Origin of the sequence: Streptomyces sp. SCSIO 75703 (assembly GCF_036607905.1) — a bacterium.
Taxonomy (GTDB): domain Bacteria; phylum Actinomycetota; class Actinomycetes; order Streptomycetales; family Streptomycetaceae; genus Streptomyces.
On the sequence record NZ_CP144555.1, the window covers coordinates 4,274,919 to 4,300,965 of the forward strand.

Below are 26,047 nucleotides of genomic sequence, written 5' to 3' on the forward strand. Positions count from 1 at the left end.
ATGACCAGGGACAGCGCCGCGGCGGCGCCGGGCCGTTCCGGGCCGGGCGCCGGGCGGCCTGTCGACCCCGGCCCCACCGGCTCCCGCTGGGAGCGCCTGCTGGAGGGCGGGCTGCTGCACGGCGGCGTCCAGGGCAGCCCCGTGCTGCGTCTCCTCGTGCGCTGGGTGCGCCGCCCGCTGCTGCCCGTCATGCGGCTGTGGCGGCGCAACATCCAGCTCAAGGTCGTCGTCACCACCTTGCTGATGTCCCTCGGCGTCGTCCTGCTGCTCGGCTTCGTCGTCATCGGGCAGGTCCGCAACGGGCTGCTGGACGCGAAGGTGAAGGCGTCCCAGAGCCAGGCCACCGGAGGGTTCGCCGCGGCCAAGCAGAAGGCCGACGAGGCGGCCAGCACCACCACCGGCGACGACGGCGGCACGCCCGCCGACGGCCGCGCCCCGCAGAACGTCATCCAGTGGATGAGCGATCTCGTGAAGGCGCTCTCCAGCGGCGGACAGGGCGCCTTCGACGTGGTCACCCTGCCCGTCGGCGGCGACAGCGGCAGCGGTCGCGGACCGCGCGCCTCCGGCCTGGTCGACCCCTCGGCCAGCGTGCCCGAGGCACTGCGGCAGCGGATCGACGGCAGCACGGCGGCGGCCCAGAGCTACACCCGGATTGTCTACAGCTCCGACCAGGGCTCCCAGCCCGCCCTGGTCATCGGCAAGCAGGTCAACGACCCCAACGGCGAGCCGTACCAGCTCTACTACCTCTTCCCGCTCACCCAGGAGGAGAAGTCCCTCAGCCTGGTCAAGGGCACCCTGGCGACGGCCGGGCTCTTCGTCGTCGTCCTGCTGGGGGCGATCGCCTGGCTCGTGGTGCGCCAGGTCGTCACGCCCGTGCGCATGGCGGCCGGCATCGCGGAACGGCTCTCCGCCGGACGCCTCCAGGAACGCATGAAGGTCACCGGCGAGGACGACATCGCGCGGCTCGGCGAGGCTTTCAACAAGATGGCGCAGAACCTCCAGCTCAAGATCAACCAGCTCGAGGAGCTGTCGCGGATGCAGCGGCGCTTCGTCTCCGACGTCTCGCACGAGCTGCGGACGCCGCTGACCACCGTGCGGATGGCCGCCGACGTCATCCACGACGCGCGCGTGGACTTCGACCCGGTGACCGCGCGCTCCGCCGAACTCCTCGCCGACCAGCTCGACCGCTTCGAGACGCTCCTCGCGGACCTGCTGGAGATCAGCCGCTTCGACGCGGGCGCGGCGGCACTGGAGGCCGAGGCGATAGACCTGCGCGAGGTCGTCCGCCGGGTGGTCAGCGGCGCCGAACCGCTCGCCGAGCGCAAGGGCACGCGGATCCGCGTCCTCGGCGACCAGCAGCCCGTCGTCGCCGAGGCGGACGCCCGCCGCGTCGAACGGGTGCTGCGCAACCTCGTCGTCAACGCCGTCGAGCACGGCGAGGGCGAGGACGTCGTCGTCAGGCTCGCCGCGGCGGGCGGCGCGGTCGCCGTCGCCGTGCGCGACTACGGCGTCGGGCTCAAGCCAGGCGAGGCGACCCGGGTCTTCAGCCGGTTCTGGCGCGCCGACCCGGCCCGCGCCCGGACCACCGGCGGCACGGGCCTCGGGCTGTCGATCGCCCTGGAGGACGCGCGGCTGCACGGCGGCTGGCTCCAGGCGTGGGGCGAGCCCGGCGGCGGTTCGCAGTTCCGGCTGACGCTGCCGAGGACCGCGGACGAGCCGCTCCGGGGCTCCCCGATCCCGCTGGAGCCGCCGGACTCCCGGCGCCACCGCGAACACGACACCACCGGCACCCAGGACGCGGCCCCCTCCGACGGCTCCGGCACGGGGCCGCCCGCACCGGTCCGCACGGCGACCGCCGCGACGGCCACGGCCACCGGCCGGGGCCCGATACCCCCGCTGACCGCAGCCGAGCCCCCGACGGCCGACCCCACCGCGCTGCCCGGCAACGGCGCGCGCGTGGTGGCCCGGCCCGCCGCGGACCCGCCCCGGCCGGACGGGACCGACGCGCCGGAGGCGGCACGGGACACGCGGCGCCCCGACACCGGTCACGGACCGGGCACCGGGCACCGCCCGGACGCAGGAGCCGGGTCCGAGGACACGCACAGGCTAGGGGAGGCATCACGTGGGCGCTGACCGCGCGGGGAGCGGCCGGCGGGCACCGGTGCGCGCGGTGACGTACGCGGTCTGCGGCGTCGTCCTGCTCGCCGGGTGCGCCTCCATGCCCGACAGCGGCGACCTGCGGGGCGTGGAGTCGACGCCGCGGCAGGACCCGCAGGTGCGGGTGTTCGCCATGCCGCCGCGCGAGGACGCCTCGCCCGTGGACATCGTGCAGGGCTTCCTGGAGGCGCTGACCAGCGACGACCCGCACTACGAGACGGCCCGCAAGTACCTGACGGCGCAGGCCGCGAAGTCCTGGAGCCCCGAGCGGTCCACGGTCGTCCTCGCGGGTGCCCCCGGCACCGTCTCCGACCATTCGGGCAGCCGCGAGGAGGGGAACGACTACTCGGTCACCCTGACCGGCGTCCAGGTCGCGACGGTGGACGCCCAGCAGTCGTACGCGCCGGCGGAGGGCTCGTACCGCAAACCGGTGCACCTCACCCGGGACGGCAAGAGCCGGCAGTGGCGGATCGACGTGCCGCCGCAGGGCGTCGTCATGGGTAAATCTGACTTCCAGCGCAACTACCTGTCCGTCAACAAGTACTACTTCGCCGCGAACACCGTCCCGGAGACGGCGTCCGGCACCGGCAGGCGCCCCGCGGCCGTGGCCGACCCGGTGTACGTGCGCCGGCGGGTGGACTCGATGACCCAGGTGGTGCGGTCCCTGGTGCAGGGGCCGACCCGGCTGATCGGTCCGGTGGTCCGGTCGAGCTTCCCGGCCGGGACGGCCCTGGCGCGGGGCGCCGCCCCGCTGACGCCGGACGACCGCAACAAGCTGACCGTGTCGCTCAACGAACGGGCGGCACGGGTCGGCGAGGACACCTGCGACGAGATGGCCGCCCAGCTCCTGTTCACGCTCCAGAGCCTCACGCCGGCCGTGGACGAGGTCGAGCTGCGCTCCGGCGGCACCCGGCTCTGCTCGCTCACGGACGACCGGGCCGAGGCGGTGGCGACCCGAGGCTCGGCCCAGCGCCCCGACTCGCTGTACTTCGTGGGCGAGGAGCAGCGGCTGGTGCGGATCGCCGCCGGCAGCAACGGCACCCGCCCCGACCCGGTGCCCGGCCCGCTGGGCGAGGGCGAGCAGGCCCTCGGCTCGGTGGCCGTCTCGCGCGACGAGCACTGGGCGGCCGGGGTCGGCGCCGACGGCAAGTCCCTGTACGTCTCCTCCCTGGTGCCTGGCGCCTCGCTCGGCGACCCGCTGCTGAGCAGCGCGGGCAAGCGCGAGGCGGACCGGCTGACGCCGCCGAGCTGGGACGCCCAGGGCGACCTGTGGATCGCCGACCGCGACCCCGCGGCGGCCCGGCTGCTGGTCTTCAGGCAGGGCGAGGGCGAGCCGTCCCAGGTGCGGATGCCGGGCCTGGACGGGCGTGTCCAGGCGGTGCGGGTCGCGGCCGACGGGGTGCGGATCGCGCTGATAGTGGAGAAGGACGGCGAGCGCTCGCTGCTCATCGGGCGGATCGAACGGGACACCCGGGACGGGGAGGAGCACCCGACGGTCACCGTCCTCGAACTGCGTTCCGCGACGCCCGAGCTGGAGGAGGTCACCGCCATGTCCTGGGCCGGCGACAGCCGGCTCGTGGTGGTCGGGCGTGAGCAGGGCGGTGTGCAGCAGATCGGGTACGTGCAGGTCGACGGCTCCACGCCCGAGGCGTCCGTGCCCGCCGCCCTGACCGGGGTGAAGGAGATCGCCGCGACGGAGGACGAGCGGCTTCCGCTGGTCGCCTACTCGGAGGACACCATCGTGCGGCTGCCGTCCGGTATGCAGTGGCAGAAGGTCACGGAGGGGACGGCACCGGTCTATCCGGGGTGACGGCGCGGCGGGGACGCCCTGCCGTGGAGCGGTGCGCAGCCGCTGTTGCCTGCTGTGGCCCCTTGTGGCTCGCTGCGGCCTGCTGCTGTGGCCTGCGCTGATGCGCGTGTGGGTGACGGCCGTCGCGCGGTGCGCCGGGTTGTCCACAGGGCCTTGTCCACAGGGGCGGCGGGGTCCGGCGGACTCGGGCACAGTGGGCGCCATGTGGACGTGGTGGCGGGACCTGATGGACCTGGTGCTGCCGGCCGAGTGCGGAGGCTGCGGCGGAGCCAGGACGGTGCTGTGCGCGCCCTGCCGCGCGGCGCTGGGCGGGGCGGCGCCGCGCCGGGTGCGGCCGTCGCCGGAGCCGCCCGGACTGCCGCCGGTGTACGCGGCCGCGCCCTACGCGGACGAGGTGCGGGCCGTCCTGCTGGCCCACAAGGAGCGGGGCGCCCTGACCCTCGCCGGACCGCTCGGCACGGCCCTGGCGGGGGCGGTGGGGGCCGCGCTGGCGGACGCGGGAGGGGAAGCGCCCCGGGCGGCGCGGGCCGGGCCGGGCGGTCCGGCGCCGGGGCGGGAGGCGGTACGGGTGCGCGCGGGCCCGGTGCTGCTCGTGCCGGTGCCGTCCGCGCGGAAGGCGGTGGCGGCACGCGGACACGACCCGGCGCGGCGGATCGCTCTCGCGGCGGCGGGCGAGTTGCGGCGCGGGGGCACACCGGCACGGGTGCTCACCGCCCTGCGGCAACGCCGGGCGGTGGCCGACCAGTCGGGGCTCGGCGCCCGTGAGCGGCGGCGCAACCTGGCCGGCGCGCTGGCGGTGGCGCCCGGCGCGGTCCGGTCGCTGGAGGACGCCGGCGTGGTCGTCCTCGTCGACGACCTCATGACCACCGGGGCGACCCTGGCGGAGGCGGCACGCGCGGTACGGGCCGCGATGGGCCCGCCCGGTCCGGCCGTGCCGCGGCGCGCGGCCGGGGCTGGACGCGGGCCGCTCCCGGCGACGTACGCGGGGGTGGGCGGGGGAGGGGAAGGCGAAGGGTTCTCCGCAAGGGCCGGAAGGGCGCGCGGAAGGGGCGGATCGGCCGTGTATCCGCCGGCGGCAGGGGAAGGCAGAGAACAACGGACGAAGGGGCCGGTACGGACCGTCCCCCACGAAGGCGGTGATGCCATCCGTCGGACTCTCCACGCGGCAGTGGTCGCGTCCTCACCGGATTCCTTCGAAATAAACCGGAACTGATCGTTAACTTGCCGCGTTGCAGGTAATGAGGGAATCAATTCACCGGAACGGAGGTACACCGCGTGAGAGGGTGACGACATCCGTCCGGGCGAGATATGTTCGGTTGAGAGGTAAAGCCGCAGGCCACACCTCGTACACCGGAATGCCGTGCTGCGGGTTCTCCCCGTCATCACCCGCACCGGTGGAGTGGAGTTCTCGTCCGCTGGGGAGGAGGTGGAAGTCACCGAGTCCGAGGCTCCGGACCACACCGGAGCCTGGTGCGAAAGGGAGACGCTCCGCCATGGAAGCGGAGCGATCCGGGAACGGAGTTCTGCGTGGACATCGTCGTCAAGGGCCGCAAGACCGAGGTGCCCGAGCGGTTCCGGAAGCACGTGGCCGAGAAGCTGAAGCTGGAGAAGATCCAGAAGCTCGACGGCAAGGTGATCAGCCTCGACGTCGAGGTGTCCAAGGAGATGAATCCCCGCCAGGCCGACCGCTGCGACCGGGTGGAGATCACCCTGCGTTCGCGCGGGCCGGTGATCCGGGCGGAGGCGGCGGCGAGCGACCCGTACGCGGCGCTCGACCTGGCCGCGGAGAAGCTGGACGCCCGGCTGCGCAAGCAGCACGACAAGCGCTACTCACGGCGCGGTGCCCGCCGGATCTCGGCCGCCGAGGTCCCCCACCACGTCCCGGACGCGGCGACCCTCAACGGGAACGGCGCCGTCGCCGCCCAGGAGGGCCAGGCCGGCGTCCCCACCAGGAAGATCGGCTCGCTGGAGGTCCAGGGCGACGGCCCCCTGATCGTCCGCGAGAAGACCCACGTGGCCGCGCCCATGACCCTCGACCAGGCTCTCTACGAGATGGAGCTGGTCGGGCACGACTTCTACCTGTTCGTCGACTCGGAGACCAAGGAACCCAGTGTCGTCTACCGACGGCACGCGTACGACTACGGGGTGATCCACCTCAGCACGGACACGATGGTCACGCAGGAGCTCTCCCCCGAGGCGGGCGACGCACTCGGCGCCTGACCTCGCCGGGCGACAGTGAAGCGGTGCCCCTGGAGCGTGCGTGCGCCCCCAGGGGCACCGGTGTGCGACGGTGCGCGAGGGCGTGCGACCCCTGCGCCGCCGTGCTCTGTCACCCCGGCGCCGGTCAGCATGGAATCATGGCGTCAACGGCCCAACCGGTGGGCCGTTGCCTTGGGTTGGCGAGGGCCCGGAAACGCGGGACCGCAGCCGTCAGGGGGAGGAACGATGGCCAACAGTTTCGGACCGATGCAGGACGAGGGCGTCGTCGACGGCGTCGACGGCATGGGCCCGGACGGAGGCTCGCCACGCAAGGAGCCCATCAGAGTCCTTGTCGTGGACGACCACGCCCTCTTCCGCCGCGGTCTGGAGATCGTGCTCGCGGCCGAGGAGGACATCCAGGTCGTGGGCGAGGCCGGCGACGGCGCGGAGGCCGTGGAGAAGGCCGCCGACCTGCTGCCGGACATCATCCTCATGGACGTGCGGATGCCCCGGCGGGGCGGTATCGAGGCATGCACCTCCATCAAGGAGGTGGCCCCCAGCGCGAAGATCATCATGTTGACGATCAGCGACGAGGAGGCCGACCTCTACGACGCGATCAAAGCCGGAGCCACCGGCTACCTCCTCAAGGAGATCTCGACGGACGAGGTGTCCGCCGCCATCCGCGCGGTCGCCGACGGCCAGTCCCAGATCAGCCCGTCCATGGCGTCCAAGCTGCTCACCGAGTTCAAGTCGATGATCCAGCGGACCGACGAACGCCGGCTCGTGCCCGCGCCGCGGCTCACCGACCGCGAGCTGGAGGTGCTCAAGCTCGTCGCCACCGGCATGAACAACCGGGACATCGCCAAGGAGCTGTTCATCTCCGAGAACACCGTGAAGAACCACGTCCGCAACATCCTGGAGAAGCTTCAGCTCCACTCCCGGATGGAGGCCGTGGTCTACGCGATGCGGGAGAAGATCCTCGAGATCCACTGACCGCCCGGCGCGGGATCGGCGGGATCGGCGGGATCAGGCGAGCAGCCGGGCCAGCTCCCGGGTGAGGGGCTCCCGCAGCCCGGGCGCCTCGACCCGCTCCAGGCGCACGTTCGTGCAGTCCACCCAGCCCGCCGCCTCGACCAGGGCCTGAGCCGCCGCCGGGACCGCCTTCACGCCCTCCAGCGTGATCTGCCTGGCGACCAGCGTGCGTCCCTCACGCGCCGGGTCCACCCGCCCGACGAGCCGACCGCCCGCCAGGACCGGCATCGCGAAGTAGCCGTGCACCCGCTTCTGCCGGGGCACGTACGCCTCCAGGCGATGGGTGAAGCCGAAGATCCGCTCGGTGCGGGCCCGCTCCCAGACCAGGGAGTCGAAGGGGGACAGCAGCGTCGTGCGGTGCCGCCCGCGCGGCGGCGTCGCCAACGCCTCCGGGTCCGCCCAGGCCGGCCGCCCCCACCCCGCCACGGACACCGGGACCAGCCCCGATTCCGCGATCACGGCGTCGACCTGCTCCCCCTTGAGCCGGTGGTAGTCGGCGATGTCGGCACGGGTCCCCACACCCAGCGAACGCCCCGCCAGGCGGACGAGGCGGCGCAGGCACTCGGCGTCGTCCAGGTCGTCGTGGAGCAGCGCCCCGGGCACGGCGCGCTCGGCGAGGTCGTAGACCCGCTTCCAGCCGCGGCGCTCGACGCAGACCACCTCGCCGTACATGAGGGCGCGCTCGACGGCGACCTTCGTGCCCGACCAGTCCCACCACTCGCTGGTCCGCTTCGCGCCGCCCAGCTCCGTCGCGGTCAGCGGACCCTCGGCGCGCAACTGCTTGACGACCTGCTCGTAGGCGCCGTCGGGCAGGTCGTGGTTCCAGTGCGGGCGGTCGCGGTAGGCGCGGCGGCGGAAGGCGAAGTGGGGCCACTCCTCGATGGGCAGGATGCAGGCCGCGTGGGACCAGTACTCGAAGGCGTGGGTGTCCTTCCAGTAGGCGTCCTCGACGCGGGTGCGGCCGACCGCGCCGAGGCGGGCGTACGGGATGAGTTCGTGGGAGCGGGCGAGGACCGAGATGGTGTCGAGCTGCACCGCGCCCAGGTGGCGCAGGACCCCGCGCACACCGCCGCGGCGGTCGGGGGCGCCGAGGAAGCCCTGCGCGCGCAGCGCGATGCGCCGGGCCTCGTCGGCGGACAGTTCCAGGGCGGGGGCCGGGAGTGTCGTCATGCGTCCGCACGATAAGGGGTGGGTACGACAGCGGGTCCGGGTCCGCCGGCGTACCCGCCGCTCACCGCGGGGACGGCAGGTAGGGCGTTCTGGCGGGCAGGGACAGGTCGGACGGGAGCAGGGAGCCGACCCAGCAGTCCCGGCGCACGCCCCGCTGTTCCAGGGCGGCCCGCAGCGTGCCCTCCATGGTGAACCCGGCGCGCAGCGCCACCGCCCGGGACGCGGTGTTGCCGGCCTCGGCCCGCCATTCCAGCCGTTCGACGCCCCCGCGGGTGAAGACCCAGCGGGCGACGGCGACGGTGGCCTCGGTGAGGTGGCCCCGGCCGCGGTGCTCCTTGACCGACCAGTAGCCGATCTCCCCCAGGCCGGGGGCGTGGATCGTGACCCCGGACATGCCCACCAGCTCGCCGTCGGGGAGGAAGACGCCGAAGGTGAACATGGTCTCGTCCGCCCAGCCCTCGGGCACCATCCGCTCCGTGAAGTCGCGGGCGTGTTCCGGCAGGTAGGGCGAGGGGACCACCGTCCAGCGCTGGATGTCGGGGTCCTGGCAGGCGGCGTACACGGCATCGGTGTCCCGCGGGCCGACGGCGCGCAGGACCAGGCGTTCGGTGGTGAGGGTCTCGGGGTCCATCGTGCGATTCTGCTCGGCGGCGCACGCCCGGCGCCATCGCTTTGCGGTGCGTGACCGCCCGTGCGCGCACCGCGGGATTTCCCGCTGCGGGGCGGCACCATCGGCGGGCCCGGGACGTTGTACCCGTCGGGAGCGGCCGGCGGCGGGGCCGATCGGGCGTACGATCCCCGCTTCGGCGGGCTCCCGGGGCGGCGGGGTCCTCGCATACCATGGCCGTTGCTCCATCAGTACAAGGGAAACCGACCGTCCCAGGCCCGACCGGCAAGGAGACCAACCCCCGTGTCCGTCCTCTCCAAGATCATGCGTGCAGGCGAAGGCAAGATCCTGCGCAAGCTGCACCGCATCGCGGGCCAGGTCAACTCCATCGAAGAGGACTTCGTCGGCCTCTCCGACGCCGAGCTGCGCGCGCTCACCGACGAGTACAAGCAGCGCTACGCCGACGGGGAGACCCTGGACGACCTGCTGCCGGAGGCGTTCGCCACCGTGCGTGAGGCGGCCAAGCGCGTCCTCGGCCAGCGCCACTACGACGTGCAGATGATGGGCGGCGCCGCCCTGCACATGGGGTACGTGGCCGAGATGAAGACCGGTGAGGGCAAGACCCTCGTCGGCACGCTGCCCGCGTACCTGAACGCGCTCTCCGGCGAGGGCGTCCACATCGTCACGGTCAACGACTACCTGGCCGAGCGCGACTCCGAGATGATGGGCCGCGTCCACCGGTTCCTCGGGCTGGAGGTCGGCTGCATCCTCGCCAACATGACCCCGGCCCAGCGCCGTGAGATGTACAACTGCGACATCACCTACGGCACGAACAACGAGTTCGGCTTCGACTACCTCCGCGACAACATGGCGTGGTCCCAGGACGAGCTGGTCCAGCGCGGCCACAACTTCGCCATCGTCGACGAGGTCGACTCCATCCTCGTCGACGAGGCCCGTACGCCGCTGATCATCTCCGGCCCCGCCGACCAGGCCACCAAGTGGTACGGCGACTTCGCCAAGCTGGTCCGCCGCCTGAAGAAGGGCGAGGCCGGCAACCCGCTCAAGGGCATGGAGGAGACCGGCGACTACGACGTCGACGAGAAGAAGCGCACGGTCGCCATCCACGAGGCGGGCGTCGCCAAGGTCGAGGACTGGCTCGGCATCGACAACCTCTACGAGTCGGTCAACACCCCCCTCGTCGGGTACCTGAACAACGCCATCAAGGCCAAGGAACTCTTCAAGAAGGACAAGGACTACGTCGTCATCGACGGCGAGGTCATGATCGTCGACGAGCACACCGGGCGTATCCTCGCCGGCCGCCGCTACAACGAGGGCATGCACCAGGCGATCGAGGCGAAGGAAGGGGTGGAGATCAAGGACGAGAACCAGACGCTCGCCACGATCACCCTCCAGAACTTCTTCCGCCTCTACAACAAGCTCTCCGGCATGACCGGTACGGCGATGACCGAGGCCGCCGAGTTCCACCAGATCTACAAGCTCGGCGTGGTCCCCATCCCGACCAACAAGCCGCTGGTCCGCAAGGACCAGTCCGACCTGATCTACCGCACCGAGGTCGCCAAGTTCGAGGCGGTCGTCGACGACATCGCCGAGAAGCACGAGAAGGGCCAGCCGATCCTCGTCGGCACCACCTCGGTCGAGAAGTCCGAGTACCTCTCGCAGCAGCTCAGCAAGCGCGGTGTCCAGCACGAGGTGCTCAACGCCAAGCACCACGAGCGGGAGGCGTCCATCGTCGCCCAGGCCGGCCGCAAGGGCTCGGTCACGGTGGCCACGAACATGGCCGGACGCGGTACGGACATCAAGCTCGGCGGCAACCCGGAGGACCTCGCCGAGGCGGAGCTGCGCCAGCGCGGCCTCGACCCCGAGCAGCACATCGAGGAGTGGGCGGCGGCCCTGCCCCAGGCCCTGGAGCGGGCCGAGGCGGCGGTCAGGACGGAGAAGGAGGAGGTCGAGAAGCTGGGCGGCCTCTACGTGCTCGGCACCGAGCGCCACGAGTCGCGCCGCATCGACAACCAGCTCCGCGGTCGCAGCGGACGCCAGGGCGACCCCGGCGAGTCCCGCTTCTACCTCTCGCTCGGCGACGACCTGATGCGCCTCTTCAAGGCCCAGATGGTCGAGCGCGTCATGTCGATGGCGAACGTCCCGGACGACGTGCCGATCGAGAACAAGATGGTCACCCGCGCCATCGCCTCCGCCCAGTCGCAGGTCGAGCAGCAGAACTTCGAGACCCGCAAGAACGTCCTGAAGTACGACGAGGTCCTCAACCGGCAGCGCGAGGTCATCTACGGCGAGCGGCGCCGTGTCCTGGAGGGCGAGGACCTCCAGGAGCAGATCCAGCACTTCATGAACGACACCATCGACGCCTACGTGCAGGCCGAGACGGCCGAGGGCTTCCCGGAGGACTGGGACCTCGACCGCCTGTGGAACGCCTTCAAGCAGCTCTACCCGGTGCGGGTCACCGTGGAGGAGCTGGAGGAGGCCGCCGGGGACCGGGCCGGGCTCACCGCCGAGTTCATCGGCGAGTCCGTCAAGGACGACATCCACGAGCAGTACGAGGCGCGGGAGACGCAGCTCGGCTCCGAGATCATGCGTGAGCTGGAGCGCCGGGTGGTCCTCTCCGTCCTGGACCGCAAGTGGCGCGAGCACCTCTACGAGATGGACTACCTCCAGGAGGGCATCGGCCTGCGCGCCATGGCGCAGAAGGACCCGCTGGTCGAGTACCAGCGCGAGGGCTTCGACATGTTCCAGGCCATGATGGAGGGCATCAAGGAGGAGTCCGTCGGCTACCTGTTCAACCTGGAGGTCCAGGTCGAGCAGCAGGTCGAGGAGGTCCCCGTCGAGGAGGCCGCCCCCTCCCTGGAGAAGGCCCCGCAGGAGGCCGTGCCGGCCCAGGCCGGTGCCCGCCCGGAGATCCGTGCCAAGGGGCTCGACGCCCCGCAGCGCCGGGAACTGCACTTCTCGGCGCCGACCGTCGACGGTGAGGGCGGTGTCATCGAGGGTGAGTTCAGCACCGACGGCGAGCCCGTGCGCTCCGAGTCGGACGGCCTCACCCGGGCGGAGCGCCGCCGCCAGGCCAAGGGCGGTCGCCGCCGCAAGAAGTGACCGCGCGGCGCCCGTGGCGCCCCGAGCGTGGAAGGGCCGGTCGTCCCCCGGGGCGGCCGGCCCTTCGGCGTGCCGGGGGCGCACCGGGCACCGGTCCGCACCGGGCCGTGGTGGGGCCGGGCGCCACATGGGCCGCTTGGGCCGCACGGGTTCCACAGGCCCCATGGGCCGCATGGGCCCCATGGGCCGCATGGGCCCCATGGAGCGCTGAGGGGGCGGGCCACACGGGCCCCACAGGCCACAGGCGCCGCCGCACTGGCCGCACGGGCCCGACAAGCCCCACCGGCCGCATGCGGCCTCAAGCGCCCGCGCCTCCCGCGTCTCCCGCGCCTCCCGTGCCCCGAGCGTCCCGCGCCCCCGCCTCAGGGGCCGTCGGCGCGTGGCCGGCGCGGGCCGCCCAGCTCGACCGCGGTGCAGCGCCAGCGCAGGTCCCGTCCCAGCTCCAGGCGGAACGCCATGGCCCGGAGCTGGTCGCCCGCGCCGATGCGGGCGAAGACCTCCAGGGCGCCCGGACGGGGCTCGTAGTAGCCGATGTCGCGGACCACCGGGAGGGTGCCCCGGGTGCGCAGGGGGCCGCGTTCGGCGAGGAGCGCCAGCTCGTCGTAGGCGCGGCCGGCGGTGTGCCGCAGCATCGCGTGCACGGGGCGGCGGCCGCTGAGCACCCCCAGGAGCAGTTCGGCGAACCGGTCCGTCGGGCTCGGCTGCGGGACGGGGCGGCGCGGCGTCTGGGCGGGGACGACGCTCCGGACCTGCGGCGCGGGCGGACGCGGGAGGTCCGGGGCCGTCCGGGGGGCCGTCCGGGCCCGGCCGGGCCCCGCACCCGGCCGGCCGTCCGCGGGCCGGGTGCGGGAGCGGGCGGAGCGGCCCGGGGAGGCCGGCGGACGGCCACCGGACGGAGCGGTCCGCGCGGGGGCGCCGCCGGGGCCGCGGGGCGGCACCTCGCCGGGCGCGGGGGAGAGCGGGCCGGCTGGTGTGCGGGGGACCGGGCGGAGCCGGGTCCTGGTCATGACTTTGTGCATGGGACTTCCCCGTTCGGCGGCCCGGCGATACCGGGCGGTAACTTAACCGTCGGGGATCTTGTACTGGCCCGGCGGCGGTGCGGCAAGACGGAGGCCGGCCGGTGTCGGACCCCGCGGAATTCACCGGTACGAGTGATCCGGAGGGCGATGGGGCCCGCAACGGGGCGGGGGAACCGGGTGACGTCCTGGCCGGAGGTGGACGTACGGGGCACCCCGGGCGGGGACTCGAAAGGGGACACCCGCACGTATCCTGAAGGCCCTCCGGCACGGCCCTTCGGCCCTGGCCCCGACCACGAAAGCGGTCCGTCATGCGTGTCTACGTCCCCCTGACCCTCTCCGGTCTCGCCGAGGCGCACCGGACGGGCGAACTGGCGACGGGAGCGACCGGACCCCTCGTCGCGTACGCCGTCACGCCCGCGCTGCGGGAATGGTGCCTCTCCGACGACATCGAGGAACTCGAGTACGCGGCCCTCGGCCGGGCGGGAGCGGCCTCGCTGCGGCTGCTGGCCGCCGATCCGCGGGCCGCGCGCCGCCGGGTCGTGGTCGCCGCCGACGTGCCCGACGAGGCGGCCTCCGTCGACCCCGCCGGGAGTCTCGACCCGCGGGCCCTCGGCGAGGTGCGGGTCACCGGCGCGCTGCGGCTGGCCGAGGCGGCCTCCGTGCACGTGGACTCCGCCGACGCGGAGGCGGACGTGACCGCCGCGGCAAGGGCGCTGCCCGCGGCGGACGCCGGGGACGGCGACGCCCGTCTCGTGGCGGACGGCGCCGAGGACCACGAACTGCTGTGGTACGCGACACAGGAGATCCCGAACCTGCTCGGCCCCGGCGCCTGACGCCCGCGCCCACCCCCGGAACCGGGCACCGCGGAGCCCGGCTGTCCGTGGGGGCGAGTACGTTTTCCGCATGGGGATGCACACGGGCGCGCACATCGTCTGGGACTGGAACGGGACGCTGTTCCACGACAACGAGGCGATCATCGCGGCGACCAACGCGGCCTTCGCCGAGCTGGGGCTGGAGCCGATCACGCTGGAGCGGTACCGGGAGCTGTACTGCGTGCCGGTGCCCAGGTTCTACGAGCGGCTGATGGGGCGGCTGCCCACCGGAGACGAGTGGGAGGTCATGGACGCCGCCTTCCACCGGCACTACACCGAGCACCGCCCGCGGTGCGGGCTCACCGAGGGCGCCGCCGAACTGCTCGCGGGCTGGGGGAGCGCCGGACGCAGCCAGTCCCTCCTGAGCATGTACGGCCACGACGAGCTCGTGCCCCTGGTCCGCGGGTTCGGGATCGAACCGCACTTCCTGCGCGTCGACGGCCGCACCGGGCCCTCCGGCGGCAGCAAGGCCGAGCACATGGTGCGCCACCTCGCGGCACTCACCGGCGTCGCGCCCGGCCGGACGGTGGTGATCGGCGACGCCGCCGACGACGCGGTGGCCGCCCTGCACGCGGGGGCGCGGGCCGTGCTCTACACCGGCGGCTCGCACAGCCGGGCCGGCCTGGAGAGCGTCGGCGTCCCCGTCGTCGACACCCTCGCCGAGGCCGTGGCGGAGGCGGAGCGGCTGGCCTCCTGAGCCCCCGCCCGGAGAGCGGGGCCGCGGCTCCCTCGGCCGCCAAACCCGTTCCGGGCCCCGCACAGCTGTGCAGAACGTCAAACTTCCGGCCCCGGATTTGTACACAAGCGGCCCATGACGGACCCCAGGGGAGGGGCGATAGCCTTGTGGGCGTGATCAGCGCGATAGCTCGCGGGGGCATCGGTGCCTCCGCCCCGCGCCCGGTGCGCACGGACGACATCCGTGTCCGGGCGGCGGTCGCTGGTTCTCGCGGGCGGGACGGGGCCGCCCGGCCCCCGCACGACGCCACGCACTCCCCGGTCGACGACGAGAGCGACGTCACACCGGCGAAGGCGACGACATCGGCCGATATGCCCCCGCTCCTCTCACCACGCGGCATACCGTCGGAACAGACCGGACACCCCGCGTTCCGACACCACGCCGCAGGGCGGGAGACCGTACTTCCTTCTACGTCACGCAACGGCGCGCGACAGGAGCCAGAGGACAATGCAGACCAAGCTGGACGAAGCCAAGGCCGAGCTGCTCGAACGGGCCGCGCGGGTAGCTGAGAACAGCCCGGTCGGGGGCAACCTACCGACCGGGACGACGGACGAAGGCACCCCGGGCTTCCCGGACCAGGCGTCCGTGTTCGCGTTCCTCCAGCGCTACTACCGGCACACCGCACCGGAGGACCTGGGCGACCGCGACCCGGTCGACGTCTTCGGGGCGGCCGTCTCCCACTTCCGGCTCGCCCACCACCGTCCGCAGGGCACGGCCAACGTGCGCGTGCACACCCCGACGGTGGAGGAGAACGGCTGGACCTGCCGCCACTCCGTCGTGGAGGTGGTCACGGACGACATGCCCTTCCTCGTCGACTCCGTGACCAACGAGCTGACCCGGCAGGGGCGCGGCATCCACGTCGTCGTCCACCCGCAGATCGTGGTCCGCCGCGACGTGGCCGGCTCCCTCGTCGAGGTCCTCGCCGACCCGCCCGCCGACGACCTCCCGCACGACGCGCACGTCGAGTCGTGGATCCACGTCGAGATCGACCGGGAGAGCGACCGCGGCGACCTCAAGCAGATCACCGCCGACCTCCTGCGCGTCCTCAACGACGTCCGCGAGGCCGTCGAGGACTGGGGCAAGATGCGGGACGCCGCCGTGCGCATCGCCGACAGCCTGACCGGCGAGCCCCTGCCCGGCGACCTGGGCCCGCTGGAGGTGGAGGAGGCGCGCGAGTTGCTGCACTGGCTCGCCGACGACCGCTTCACCTTCCTCGGCTACCGCGAGTACGAGCTGCGCGAGGACGACTCGCTCGCCGCGCTCCCCGGCACCGGCCTCGGCATCCTGCGCTCCGACCCGCACCACGACGTCGACGAGGACCACCCGGTCAGCCCGTCCTTCGAGCGGCTGCCCGCCGACGCCCGCGCCAAGGCGCGCGAGCACCGCCTGCTCGTCCTGACCAAGGCCAACAGCCGCGCCACCGTCCACCGGCAGTCGTACCTGGACTACATCGGCGTCAAGAAGTTCGGCGCCGACGGCGAGGTCGTCGGCGAACGCCGCTTCCTCGGCCTGTTCTCCTCCGCCGCCTACACCGAGTCGGTGCGCCGCGTGCCGGTGATCCGGCGCAAGGTCGAGGAGGTGCTGGAGCAGGCCGGGTTCTCGCCCAACAGCCACGACGGCCGCGACCTGCTCCAGATCCTGGAGACCTACCCGCGCGACGAGCTGTTCCAGACCCCGGTCGCCGAGCTCCGGCCCATCGCCACCTCCGTGCTCTACCTCCAGGAGCGCCGCCGCCTGCGGCTCTACCTGCGCCAGGACGACTACGGGCGCTACTACTCCGCCCTCGTCTACCTCCCCCGGGACCGCTACACCACCGGCGTCCGGCTGCGGATCATCGACATCCTCAAGGAGGAGCTGGGCGGCACCAGCGTCGACTTCACGGCCTGGAACACCGAGTCCATCCTGTCCCGCCTGCACTTCGTGGTCCGCGTTCCGCAGGGCACCGAACTGCCGCAGCTCTCCGACGCCGACAAGGACCGCATCGAGGCCCGCCTCGTCGCCGCCGCCCGCTCCTGGTCCGACGGCTTCGGCGAGGCGCTCACCGCCGAGGTGGGCGAGGAGCGGGCCGCCGAGCTGACGCGCCACTACGGCGGCGCCTTCCCCGAGGGCTACAAGGCCGACCACGACCCGCGCTCCGCCGTCGCCGACCTCGGTCACCTGGAGCGGCTCGACGACGAGCACGCCTTCGCGCTCAGCCTCTACGAGCCGGTGGGCGCCGCCCCCGGGGAACGCCGCCTCAAGATCTACCAGAAGGGCGGCACCGTCTCCCTGTCCGCCGTCCTGCCGGTGCTCAGCCGGCTCGGCGTGGAGGTCACCGACGAGCGGCCCTACGAACTGCGCTGCGCCGACCGCAGCACGGCCTGGATCTACGACTTCGGGCTGCGCATGCCCGCGTCGGTCGCCGGCGACCTCGACGACGACGCGCGCGAGCGGTTCCAGGAGGCGTTCGCCGCCACCTGGACCGGCAAGGCGGAGAACGACGGCTTCAACGCCCTGGTGCTCAGCGCCGGGCTCACCTGGCGCCAGGCCATGGTGCTGCGCGCGTACGCCAAGTACCTGCGTCAGGCCGCCTCCACGTTCAGCCAGGACTACATGGAGGACACCCTCCGCAACAACGTCCACACCACCCGGCTGCTGGTCTCGCTCTTCGAGGCGCGGATGTCGCCGGAGCGCCAGCGCGCCGGGCTGGAGATCGTCGACGCCCTCCTCGAAGAGGTCGACGCCGCCCTGGACCAGGTCGCCAGCCTGGACGAGGACCGCATCCTGCGCTCCTTCCTGACCGTCATCAAGGCCACGCTGCGCACCAACTTCTTCCAGGAGTCGCGCGAGGGCGGACCGCACGACTACGTCGCCATGAAGTTCGACCCGACCGCGATCCCGGACCTGCCGGCGCCGCGCCCGGCGTTCGAGATCTGGGTCTACTCGCCGCGCGTCGAGGGCGTCCACCTGCGGTACGGCAAGGTGGCCCGCGGCGGGCTGCGCTGGTCGGACCGGCGGGAGGACTTCCGTACGGAGATCCTCGGCCTGGTCAAGGCGCAGATGGTGAAGAACACCGTCATCGTGCCGGTCGGCGCCAAGGGCGGCTTCGTCGCCAAGCAGCTCCCCGACCCGAACGTGGACCGCGACGCCTGGATGGCCGAGGGCGTCGCCAGCTACCGCACCTTCATCTCGGCACTGCTCGACATCACCGACAACATGGTCGCCGGCGAGGTCGTCCCGCCGCTGGACGTCGTCCGCCACGACGAGGACGACACGTACCTCGTCGTCGCCGCCGACAAGGGCACGGCGAAGTTCTCGGACATCGCCAACGAGGTCGCCGAGTCGTACAACTTCTGGCTCGGGGACGCCTTCGCCTCCGGCGGTTCGGCCGGCTACGACCACAAGGGCATGGGCATCACCGCCCGCGGCGCCTGGGAGTCCGTCAAGCGGCACTTCCGGGAACTGGGCGTGGACACCCAGTCCGAGGACTTCACCGTCGTCGGCATCGGCGACATGTCCGGTGACGTGTTCGGCAACGGCATGCTGCTCAGCGAGCACATCCGCCTGGTCGCCGCGTTCGACCACCGGCACATCTTCGTTGACCCGACCCCGGACGCGGCCGTCTCGTACGCCGAGCGCCGCCGGCTGTTCGAACTGCCGCGCTCCTCGTGGGCCGACTACGACGAGAAGCTGCTGTCCCCGGGCGGCGGCGTCTTCCCGCGCTCGGCCAAGTCGATCCCCGTCAACGCGCACATGCGCGAGGTCCTGGGCATCGAGGACGGCGTCACCAAGATGACCCCCGCCGAGCTGATGCGGGCGGTGCTCACCGCGCCGGTCGACCTGCTGTGGAACGGCGGCATCGGGACGTACATCAAGGCGTCCACCGAGTCCCACGCCGACGTCGGCGACAAGGCCAACGACCCGATCCGCGTCGACGGCAAGGACCTGCGCGTCCAGGTCGTCGGCGAGGGCGGCAACCTGGGCCTGACCCAGCTCGGCCGGATCGAGATCGCCATGAACGGCGGCCGGGTCAACACCGACGCGATCGACAACAGCGCCGGCGTGGACACCTCCGACCACGAGGTGAACATCAAGATCCTGCTCAACGGTCTCGTCAAGGACGGCGACATGACCGTCAAGCAGCGCAACAAGCTGCTCGCCGAGATGACCGACGAGGTCGGCGCGCTCGTCCTGCGCAACAACTACGCGCAGAACACGGCCATCGCCAACGCGCTCGCGCAGTCCAAGGACATGGTCAACGCCCAGCAGCGCTTCCTGCGCCACCTGGTGCGGGAGGGCCACCTCAACCGGGCGCTGGAGTTCCTGCCCACCGACCGCCAGATCCGCGAGCGGATCAACGCCGGGCAGGGCCTGACCGCCCCCGAGACGGCGGTGCTGCTCGCCTACACGAAGATCACGGTCGCCGAGGAGCTGCTGCACACCTCGCTGCCGGACGACCCGTACCTGCGCGGACTGCTGCACGCCTACTTCCCGACCGCGCTGCGCGAGCAGTTCGGCGACCGGATCGACGGCCACCCGCTGCGCCGGGAGATCACCACCACGGTGCTGGTCAACGACACGGTCAACACGGGCGGTACGACCTACCTCCACCGGATGCGCGAGGAGACCGGCGCTTCGCTGGAGGAGATCGTGCGGGCGCAGACCGCGGCGCGGGCCATCTTCCACTCGGCCGAGGTGTGGGACGCGGTGGAGGCCCTGGACACCAAGGTCGAGGCCGACGTCCAGACCCGCATCCGGCTGCACTCGCGGCGCCTGGTGGAGCGCGGCACGCGCTGGCTGCTCAACAACCGGCAGCAGCCGGTGGAGCTGGCCGAGACCGTCGAGTTCTTCACCGCGCGCGTGGAGGAGGTCTGGTCGCAGCTCCCCAAGCTGCTGCGCGGCGCGGACGCCGAGTGGTACCAGCGGATCTACGACGAGCTGACCGCCGCGGGCGTCCCGGACGAGCCGGCCACCCGGGTCGCCGGGTTCTCCTCGGCCTTCCCGACGCTCGACATCGTCTCCGTCGCCGACAGCATGGGCCGCGACCCGCTGGAGGTCGCCGAGGTCTACTACGACCTCGCCGACCGGCTGAACATCACGCAGCTCATGGACCGGATCAGCGATCTGCCCCGCGCCGACCGCTGGCAGTCCATGGCCCGCGCGGCCATCCGCGAGGACCTGTTCGCCGCGCACGCGGCGCTCACGGCCGACGTGCTCGCCGTCGGCGGGGAGGCGTCGACGCCGGAGCAGCGGTTCGAGCTGTGGCAGGAGAAGAACGCGGCGCTGCTGTCGCGGGCCCGCACCACGCTGGAGGAGATCCACGGTTCGGACGCCTTCGACCTGTCCAACCTGTCGGTGGCCATGCGGACCATGCGGACGCTGCTGCGCTCGCACTCGTGACACGAGCGCCTGTGACACCGGGCGCGTGTGACACCCGCCGGTGACACCGGGCGCTCCCGACCCGGGGACTCCCGGCACGGAGCACCGCCGACAGGGAGCACGGCACGACCGGGAACGCGCCCCGGGCCCCACGGCCCGGGGCGCGTTCCCCTGTCCGGGCGGGGCGACGGAGCGCGTACGGCCCGGCCCGCCCCGCCGCCCGCCCGGAACGACACAGACACCCCAGACACCCCAGACAGTGCGGATATCGACGACATGGCGGGCATGGAAGGCATGGCGGGCATAGCAGGCATCGCGGATAAAGTGGCCGCGTGATCGGCTACTCCGGGGACACCCGCGCCACGTCGCGCCGAACGGGGTCCGCGTCCGCGGCCGTCGCCGGGACCCTCGCCGCGCTCGTCCTCCTCCTGCTGCTCCCGGTGATCGTCCGCCTGCCCTGGATCGGCGACCTCGGCATGCACGCGGCGACCGTGGAACGCCTGCGCGGCGACCTCCGCCACCCCGGCAACCCGCTCGTCGACGCCGACACCCCGAGCCCGTACTACTCGCCGTGGACGCTGCTGCTCGGCTGGGTCGCCCGGGTGACCGGCCTGTCGGTCTTCGTGGTCCTGCGCATCGGCGCGCTGGTGGGGCTGACGCTGCTGGTCACCGGCGTGTGGCGGTACGTGCGCACGCTGAGCCGGCATCCGGCGGCGCCCCCGCTCGCCCTGCTCTGCCTGGTGCTGCTGTGGGGCACGACGCTGTTCGCCTGGAGCGGCTTCCTCGCCCTGGACTCCCTCGCGCTGACCGTCGCCTACCCGAGCGTGCCGGCGCTCGGTCTCGCCCTGCACCTGTGGGCGTGGCTGCCCCGCGCGGCGGCGTCCGGCGGCTGGGGCACGTGGATCGCGCTCGGGGTGCTGTGGGCGGTGATCCTGCTGTGCCACCAGTTCTCGGGCGTCGTCGCCTCCCTCGGCGCCCTCGCCACCGTGCTCGCCGCGTGGCCGGGGCGCCGCCGCGGGCTGCGGCCCGTCGCGGGTCTCGCGGCGGGGGCGCTGGTGCTGTGGTCGTGGCCGTACTACGACTTCTTCGCGCTGGTCGGCGCCGAGAACGGGCTGGAGTCGGTGCACCGGTCGCTCTACGACGACCTGCTCGGGCGGTACTGGCTGGTGCTGCTCGGCGTCGTGGCCCTCGGCGCCCGGTTCCGGCGGGACCGGCGCGATCCGCTGGTGCTCTTCTTCGCGTGCGGAGCCGCCGTGTTCGTGGCGGGCCGGGCGACCGGGCACTGGTCGTGGGGCAGGGCGCTGCCCGCCGCGCTGATCCCGGCGCAGCTCGCGGCGGCCCTGGAGGTGCTGGAGCCGGCCCGGCGCCGGGTGCGCGCGGCCTGGGCGGCGGCGCTGGCCGGAGCCCTGATGGCGGGCGCGTGGGCGCAGGCGGGGACGCTCGGCCACGCCACCGGCCGCGCGGCGCTGCCCCGGGCGGTCGGCGCCGAGTACCGGCGGCCCTGGGCCGGGTACCACTGGATCACGCCCTGGGTACGCCGCGGGGACGTCGTCATGGCCCGCGTCGAGCCGTCGCGGCAGATCCCGGCGTACGGGGCGTACACCGTGGCGCCCGGCTACCCCGACGTCTTCCTGGCGGACGCGGCGGACCGGGAGGCGGCCGTGGAGCGGTACTTCGCGCCGGACGCCCGCTCGGACGCCCGGCGGGAGACCGAGCGGCGGTACGGGGTGCGCTGGGTGGTGGACCGGGACGGCGTCCTCGGCGGGGACGCCGAACTGCGCGAGGTCGCCCGGGGGCCGCACGGCCAGGTCCTCTACGCGGCGCCGGGCCCGGCCCGGCGGCGGCCCGGCGGATAGTCGCCGGGCCACTGCCGGGCGGGCCCGGCGACCGGGCCGTGTGCCAGGGCCTCTCGTTCGGATCACGCCGGGCTCGCATGGTCCGGCCTGATCCAAACGAAGGACCCTAGCGCAGGGCGCTCGCCGCCAGGCGGGCCGCCTTCCGCACCCGCGGGGTGGCCAGGCGCCGGGCGACCGGCCGGATCACCGCGGTCGCCCCCACCGGACGCCAGCGGAGCTGGAGCCGGCCCGGGTCGTGGCCCTCGGGCTCGACGGTGACCTCGTGCGGGGCCGCGCCGCCCCGGTAGGCCACGCGGACGGTGCGGGCCGGGAAGTCCAGCGGCGCCAGCAGCACCCCCGTGTGCGTCTGGCCCTGGTGGCGCAGGCGCAGCACCGGGTGGCGCGCCCCTTCGAAGCCGTGGAGGGGCAGCGGCACGGCCGCGGGGTCGAGCCGCACCCGCCCCTCGAACAGGCCCGGCCGGACGGGGGCGAGGCGGAACGGCAGCGCGAGGCGCCGGCGGCCGGGGGAGAGGTGCAGCACCGCGCGCTGCGGGCCGACCGGCAGCCGCCGGGCGGGGTCGTGGGTGCGGACCGTCAGGTCGACCGAGGCGTCCGGGCCCTCCTCGACCGCGGTGATCTCGTGGCGGAGCAGGGCGGCGAAGAAGGGGCAGGTGTCCGGTTCCAGCTCGGTCAGGTCCAGCTCGCGGCGGGCCTCCTCGGAGCCGGGCACGCCCTCGCCCCAGAAGGTCCGCCCGCTCTCCGGGTCCGGGGTCACCTCGCGCGGTCCCACCGCGTGCCCGAGCCCGCGCGCCGCGGTGCGCACCTCGTCCAGCCGCCCGTCGCGCAGCAGCCGGAGCACCACCCGCTCGGGGCGCGCCAGCCGCGCGTACGCCCCCGGCGCGAGCGTGTCGAGGTAGGGGACGACGAGGCCGGCGAAGGAGGCCAGCCACTCCTCGTCCCGGTAGGGCAGGTCCCCGGCGTACATCCGGAAGTCGTGCTTGAGGAACTTGTGGTCCTTGTCCTCCCGCAGCGCCTCGTGCCCGCTCTCGGCGAGGAAGGCGTCGATGAGCCGCTGCACGTGGACGCGGTCGCGGACGTTGTCCAGCTTGTGCCGCTGGTTGGAGATGGAGGCGGCGGCCCCGGTGGCGTACGGCTCGATGTACCAGCGGTAGACCGGCTCCGGGACGATGGTGAAGGTCTCGGCGAGGCAGTACGCCTGCGCGGAGAAGAGCTGGTCCTCGTAGTGGATGCCCTCGGGGAAGCGCAGGCCGTGCCGGTCCAGGAAGGCGCGCGAGTACATCTTGCTGGTCGCCAGGTGCTCGAAGAGCAGCCGCGGATCGGCCTCGATCCCCTCCAGCGTGCGCCGTTCGGCGACCAGGTGCGGCATCCAGGTGGTGCGGCGCCCGTTGTCGACGCGGATCCGGCGCACGGCGCCCATGGCGAAGTCCAGCTCGCGTTCCCGGTGGGCGGCGAGCAGGACCTCCACCGCCCGCTCGGGCAGTTCGTCGTCGCTGTCGAGGAACATCAGGTACGGGGCCCGCGCGATCTCCATGGCCCGGTTGCGCGGGGCGCTGCACCCGCCGCTGTTCTCCTCCAGCCGCAGGTACACGATCCGCGGGTCGCTCGCCGCCAGTTCCCCGGCCACCCGCGGGGTCTCGTCGGTCGAGTGGTCGTCGCTGATGACGATCTCGACGTTCGCGTGGGTCTGGCGGCGGACCGAATCCACCGCGCGCGGGAGCCGCCCGGCGTCGTTGTAGACGATGACCGTGACGGTGACGTCGGGAGTCACGCGACCTCCTCGGGGCGCGGGGCGGGGGTGCGGTCCGCGAGCGGGACCACGGGCGGCAGGGACGCCTCGTCCTCGCCGAGGAAGACCCGGCGCACGACGCGTTCGGCGGCGCGGCCGTCGTCGAACTCGCAGAACCGGCGGCGGAAGGCGGCCCGCCGCTTCTCCGCGCGCTCGTCGCGCCAGGCGTCGCCGGCGAGCAGTTCGGTCAGCTCCTCCTGGGTGCGGGCCACCGGTCCCGGGGCCTCCGCCATCAGGTCGAAGTAGACGCCTCGGGTGGTGCGGTAGGTCTCCCAGTCGTCGGCGTGGATCACGATCGGCCGGTCGAGGTTGGCGTAGTCGAACATGATCGAGGAGTAGTCCGTGACCAGCGCGTCGGCGGCCAGGCACAGCTCCTCCACCGGGTCGTAGGAGGAGACGTCGACGATCCGGCCGGTGCGGCGCAGCCCGGTCGTCGGGGAGGTGGCGCCGTCGTAGAAGTAGTGGGCGCGCACCAGCAGGACGGTGTCCTCGCCGAGCCGGTCGGCGAGGGCGGCGAGGTCCAGGCGTGGCGTCCAGCCGGCCTCGTAGTCGCGGTGGGTGGGCGCGTAGAGGACGGCGCGGCGCCCGGGGGCGATGCCGAGCCGTTCGCGGGCGGCCCGGACCTCGTCGGCGCCGGCGGTGTGGAAGACGTCGTTGCGCGGGTAGCCGTGGTCGAGGGGGACCCAGCGCGAGGGGTAGGCGCGCTGCCACATGCGGGTGGAGTGGCTGTTGGCGGAGACGCTGTAGTCCCACTTGTCGACGCGTTCCATCAGGGCGGCGAAGTCCAGTCCGCGGGCGGCGGCCGGGTAGGGCATCTGGTCCAGGCCCATCCGCTTGAGCGGGGTGCCGTGGTGGGTCTGGAGGTGGATCGCGTCCGGCCGTTTGACCACCGCGTCCGGGAAGTTGACGTTGTTGACGAGGTACCGGGCGCGGGCCAGCACCTCCCAGTAGCGCGGGGTGCCGGGGACGACGTGGTCGGTGCCGGGCGGCAGCAGGGCGGCGTTGTCGGCGGAGACCGTCCACACGGGGTGGACGTGCGGGGCGAGTTCGGCGAGCTTGGCGGCGACGGCGGCCGGGTTGCAGGCGACACCGCGGGCCCAGTACGCGGAGAAGACGGCCAGGCCGGGGTCGACGGGGCGGGCGAGGGCGCGGCGGTACCCCTGGTCGCGCAGGCGGGTGACGGCGTGCCGCCTGCCGGTGCGCAGCGCCGAACGCACCTCGCGGCGGGCGCGGTTGGCGGACTGGAGCGCCCGGTACCTGGTGTACGCGCCCTCCTCCAGCAGGGCGCGGCGCACGCCCTCGAAGCCGGCCGGGTGCGTGTGGCCCTCGGGGCGGTGGCGCCGGGCGGCGGCGGAGGCGCGGCGGAAGAACTCCCGGGCGGCGTGCTCCGGCATCGCCGACCGGGCGAAGGTGCGCAGGCAGTCGCGGAGCATCAGGTCGTAGACGGCGCCGTGGACGGCGGGGCGGCCGGCGGCGAGGCCGAGCAGCCGTTCGTACCGGTCGATGACGGCGCCGTGCCGCTCCGGCGGGACGCCGGGGAGGCTCTCGGGGCGCAGCCCGCGGTCCTCCAGGGCCGGGTGGGGCAGGCAGGCGACCCGGTCGGCGAGGAGCAGGGCGGCCCGGGCGGCGAGTTCCTCGTCGTCGGTGGTCAGCAGTTCCTCGTGGGCCCGCCAGAAGGCGGCGCGCACGGCGCGGTTGCCGAGCAGCGGGCTCAGTCCGAGCAGCCCCACGCCGTCGTCCAGGGTGAGGGCGGCGCGGCCGGCGCGGGCGAGGCGGGGCCCGTCCGGAGAGGGCAGCCCGGTCGCCCGCCAGGTGCTGCGGACGTGGTCGAACAGGAGGACGTCCACCTGGTCCGGCAGGCCCGCGGCGCGCTCGGCGACCGCGTGGGGTCCGCCGGGCGGCAGGCCGTCCTTGGCGTGGACGAAGTGCAGCCACCGTCCCGTCGCCCGTGCCGCCCCGGCCGCGCGGGCCGCCGCCCCGCCGGTGCCGTCCGGCAGCGGCAGCACCGTGAAGGCGGGGGCGTGTTCCTCGGCGGCCTCCCGGGCCCAGTCGCCGACCGCCGCGACGACCACCTCGGTGCCGGGCAGGGGGTGGGCGTCCAGGGAGCCGAGGAGTGCGGGCAGGTGGTCCTGGACGTTGTCACCGTGCACGACGACGCTCAGTACGGGTGGCTCGGGTCTCACGCGGGGCTCCTTCGGTCCGACGCTCCGGCACTCCTGTTCGACCATGGTGTCACCGTTCGGCCGAAACGGCTGCCTATGAGGGGACCGTTCGGGTGTAAAAGGGTTTAGGGCGAGGTGGAGCCTTTTCTTCCGTTTTTGCCGG

At 73.4% G+C, this 26,047-nt stretch carries 15 protein-coding genes; 10 read left to right on the forward strand and 5 right to left on the reverse strand.

Annotated features, from left to right (window positions below; genetic code table 11):
* The 5 genes from mtrB to VM636_RS18835 all read left to right on the forward strand — a co-directional run bounded on the left by mtrB (position 1) and on the right by VM636_RS18835 (position 7,159).
* On the forward strand, positions 1-2,133 hold the full coding sequence (gene mtrB, locus VM636_RS18815; RefSeq protein WP_338485193.1) for an MtrAB system histidine kinase MtrB: 2,133 nt from the start codon (positions 1-3) through the stop codon (positions 2,131-2,133).
* Entirely contained in the window at positions 2,123-3,967 is a 1,845-nt protein-coding gene (locus VM636_RS18820; RefSeq protein ID WP_030418512.1) for an LpqB family beta-propeller domain-containing protein, read from the forward strand. Before mtrB ends, VM636_RS18820 begins: the two co-directional genes overlap by 11 nt.
* 202 nt (positions 3,968-4,169) lie before the next feature.
* Positions 4,170-5,180: a ComF family protein gene (locus VM636_RS18825; RefSeq protein ID WP_053913995.1), complete on the forward strand. Its 1,011-nt coding sequence runs from the start codon at positions 4,170-4,172 to the stop codon at positions 5,178-5,180.
* Positions 5,181-5,494: 314 nt separating this feature from the next.
* A complete protein-coding gene (gene raiA, locus VM636_RS18830) occupies positions 5,495-6,187 on the forward strand; it encodes a ribosome-associated translation inhibitor RaiA (protein ID WP_338485194.1) in 693 nt (230 codons plus the stop codon).
* 225 nt (positions 6,188-6,412) lie between these two features.
* On the forward strand, positions 6,413-7,159 hold the full coding sequence (locus VM636_RS18835; RefSeq protein ID WP_030418509.1) for a response regulator transcription factor: 747 nt from the start codon (positions 6,413-6,415) through the stop codon (positions 7,157-7,159).
* Between the two features lie 33 nt (positions 7,160-7,192).
* On the opposite strand, the gene VM636_RS18840 is transcribed toward VM636_RS18835, so the two are convergent.
* Positions 7,193-8,368: a crosslink repair DNA glycosylase YcaQ family protein gene (locus VM636_RS18840; RefSeq protein ID WP_030418508.1), complete on the reverse strand. Its 1,176-nt coding sequence runs from the start codon at positions 8,366-8,368 to the stop codon at positions 7,193-7,195.
* A gap of 61 nt (positions 8,369-8,429) precedes the next feature.
* Complete coding sequence (locus VM636_RS18845; RefSeq protein ID WP_030418507.1) at positions 8,430-8,999, reverse strand: GNAT family N-acetyltransferase; 570 nt, start codon at positions 8,997-8,999, stop codon at positions 8,430-8,432.
* A 279-nt stretch (positions 9,000-9,278) separates the two neighbouring features.
* Between VM636_RS18845 and secA the strand changes: the two genes are divergently transcribed.
* On the forward strand, positions 9,279-12,095 hold the full coding sequence (gene secA, locus VM636_RS18850) for a preprotein translocase subunit SecA (protein WP_030418506.1): 2,817 nt from the start codon (positions 9,279-9,281) through the stop codon (positions 12,093-12,095).
* Positions 12,096-12,457: 362 nt separating this feature from the next.
* Here the strand turns inward: secA and VM636_RS18855 are convergent, their stop codons facing one another.
* Positions 12,458-13,114 carry an Rv3235 family protein gene (locus VM636_RS18855; RefSeq protein WP_053913903.1) on the reverse strand — a complete coding sequence of 219 codons (657 nt, stop codon included), beginning with the start codon at positions 13,112-13,114 and terminating at the stop codon, positions 12,458-12,460.
* A 308-nt stretch (positions 13,115-13,422) separates the two neighbouring features.
* On the opposite strand from VM636_RS18855, the gene VM636_RS18860 reads away from it, so the two are divergent.
* From VM636_RS18860 to VM636_RS18875, 4 genes are all read left to right on the forward strand, one after another.
* Positions 13,423-13,947, forward strand: coding sequence for a hypothetical protein (locus tag VM636_RS18860; RefSeq protein ID WP_030418504.1), 525 nt, complete (start codon positions 13,423-13,425; stop codon positions 13,945-13,947).
* 70 nt (positions 13,948-14,017) lie between these two features.
* On the forward strand, positions 14,018-14,683 hold the full coding sequence (locus VM636_RS18865) for an HAD family hydrolase (protein ID WP_030418503.1): 666 nt from the start codon (positions 14,018-14,020) through the stop codon (positions 14,681-14,683).
* Positions 14,684-15,169: 486 nt separating this feature from the next.
* Positions 15,170-20,101, forward strand: coding sequence for an NAD-glutamate dehydrogenase (locus VM636_RS18870; protein ID WP_030418502.1), 4,932 nt, complete (start codon positions 15,170-15,172; stop codon positions 20,099-20,101).
* Between the two features lie 419 nt (positions 20,102-20,520).
* The gene (locus VM636_RS18875) at positions 20,521-21,936 is read left to right on the forward strand and encodes a hypothetical protein (RefSeq protein ID WP_338486405.1); all 1,416 of its coding nucleotides are present in this window, start codon (positions 20,521-20,523) and stop codon (positions 21,934-21,936) included.
* A gap of 106 nt (positions 21,937-22,042) precedes the next feature.
* On the opposite strand, the gene VM636_RS18880 is transcribed toward VM636_RS18875, so the two are convergent.
* Together VM636_RS18880 and VM636_RS18885 are read right to left on the reverse strand one after the other, a co-directional pair.
* A complete protein-coding gene (locus VM636_RS18880) occupies positions 22,043-23,704 on the reverse strand; it encodes a glycosyltransferase family 2 protein (protein ID WP_338485195.1) in 1,662 nt (553 codons plus the stop codon).
* A complete protein-coding gene (locus VM636_RS18885) occupies positions 23,701-25,905 on the reverse strand; it encodes a CDP-glycerol glycerophosphotransferase family protein (protein WP_338485196.1) in 2,205 nt (734 codons plus the stop codon). Before VM636_RS18885 ends, VM636_RS18880 begins: the two co-directional genes overlap by 4 nt.
* Between the last annotated feature and the right edge of the window lie 142 nt (positions 25,906-26,047).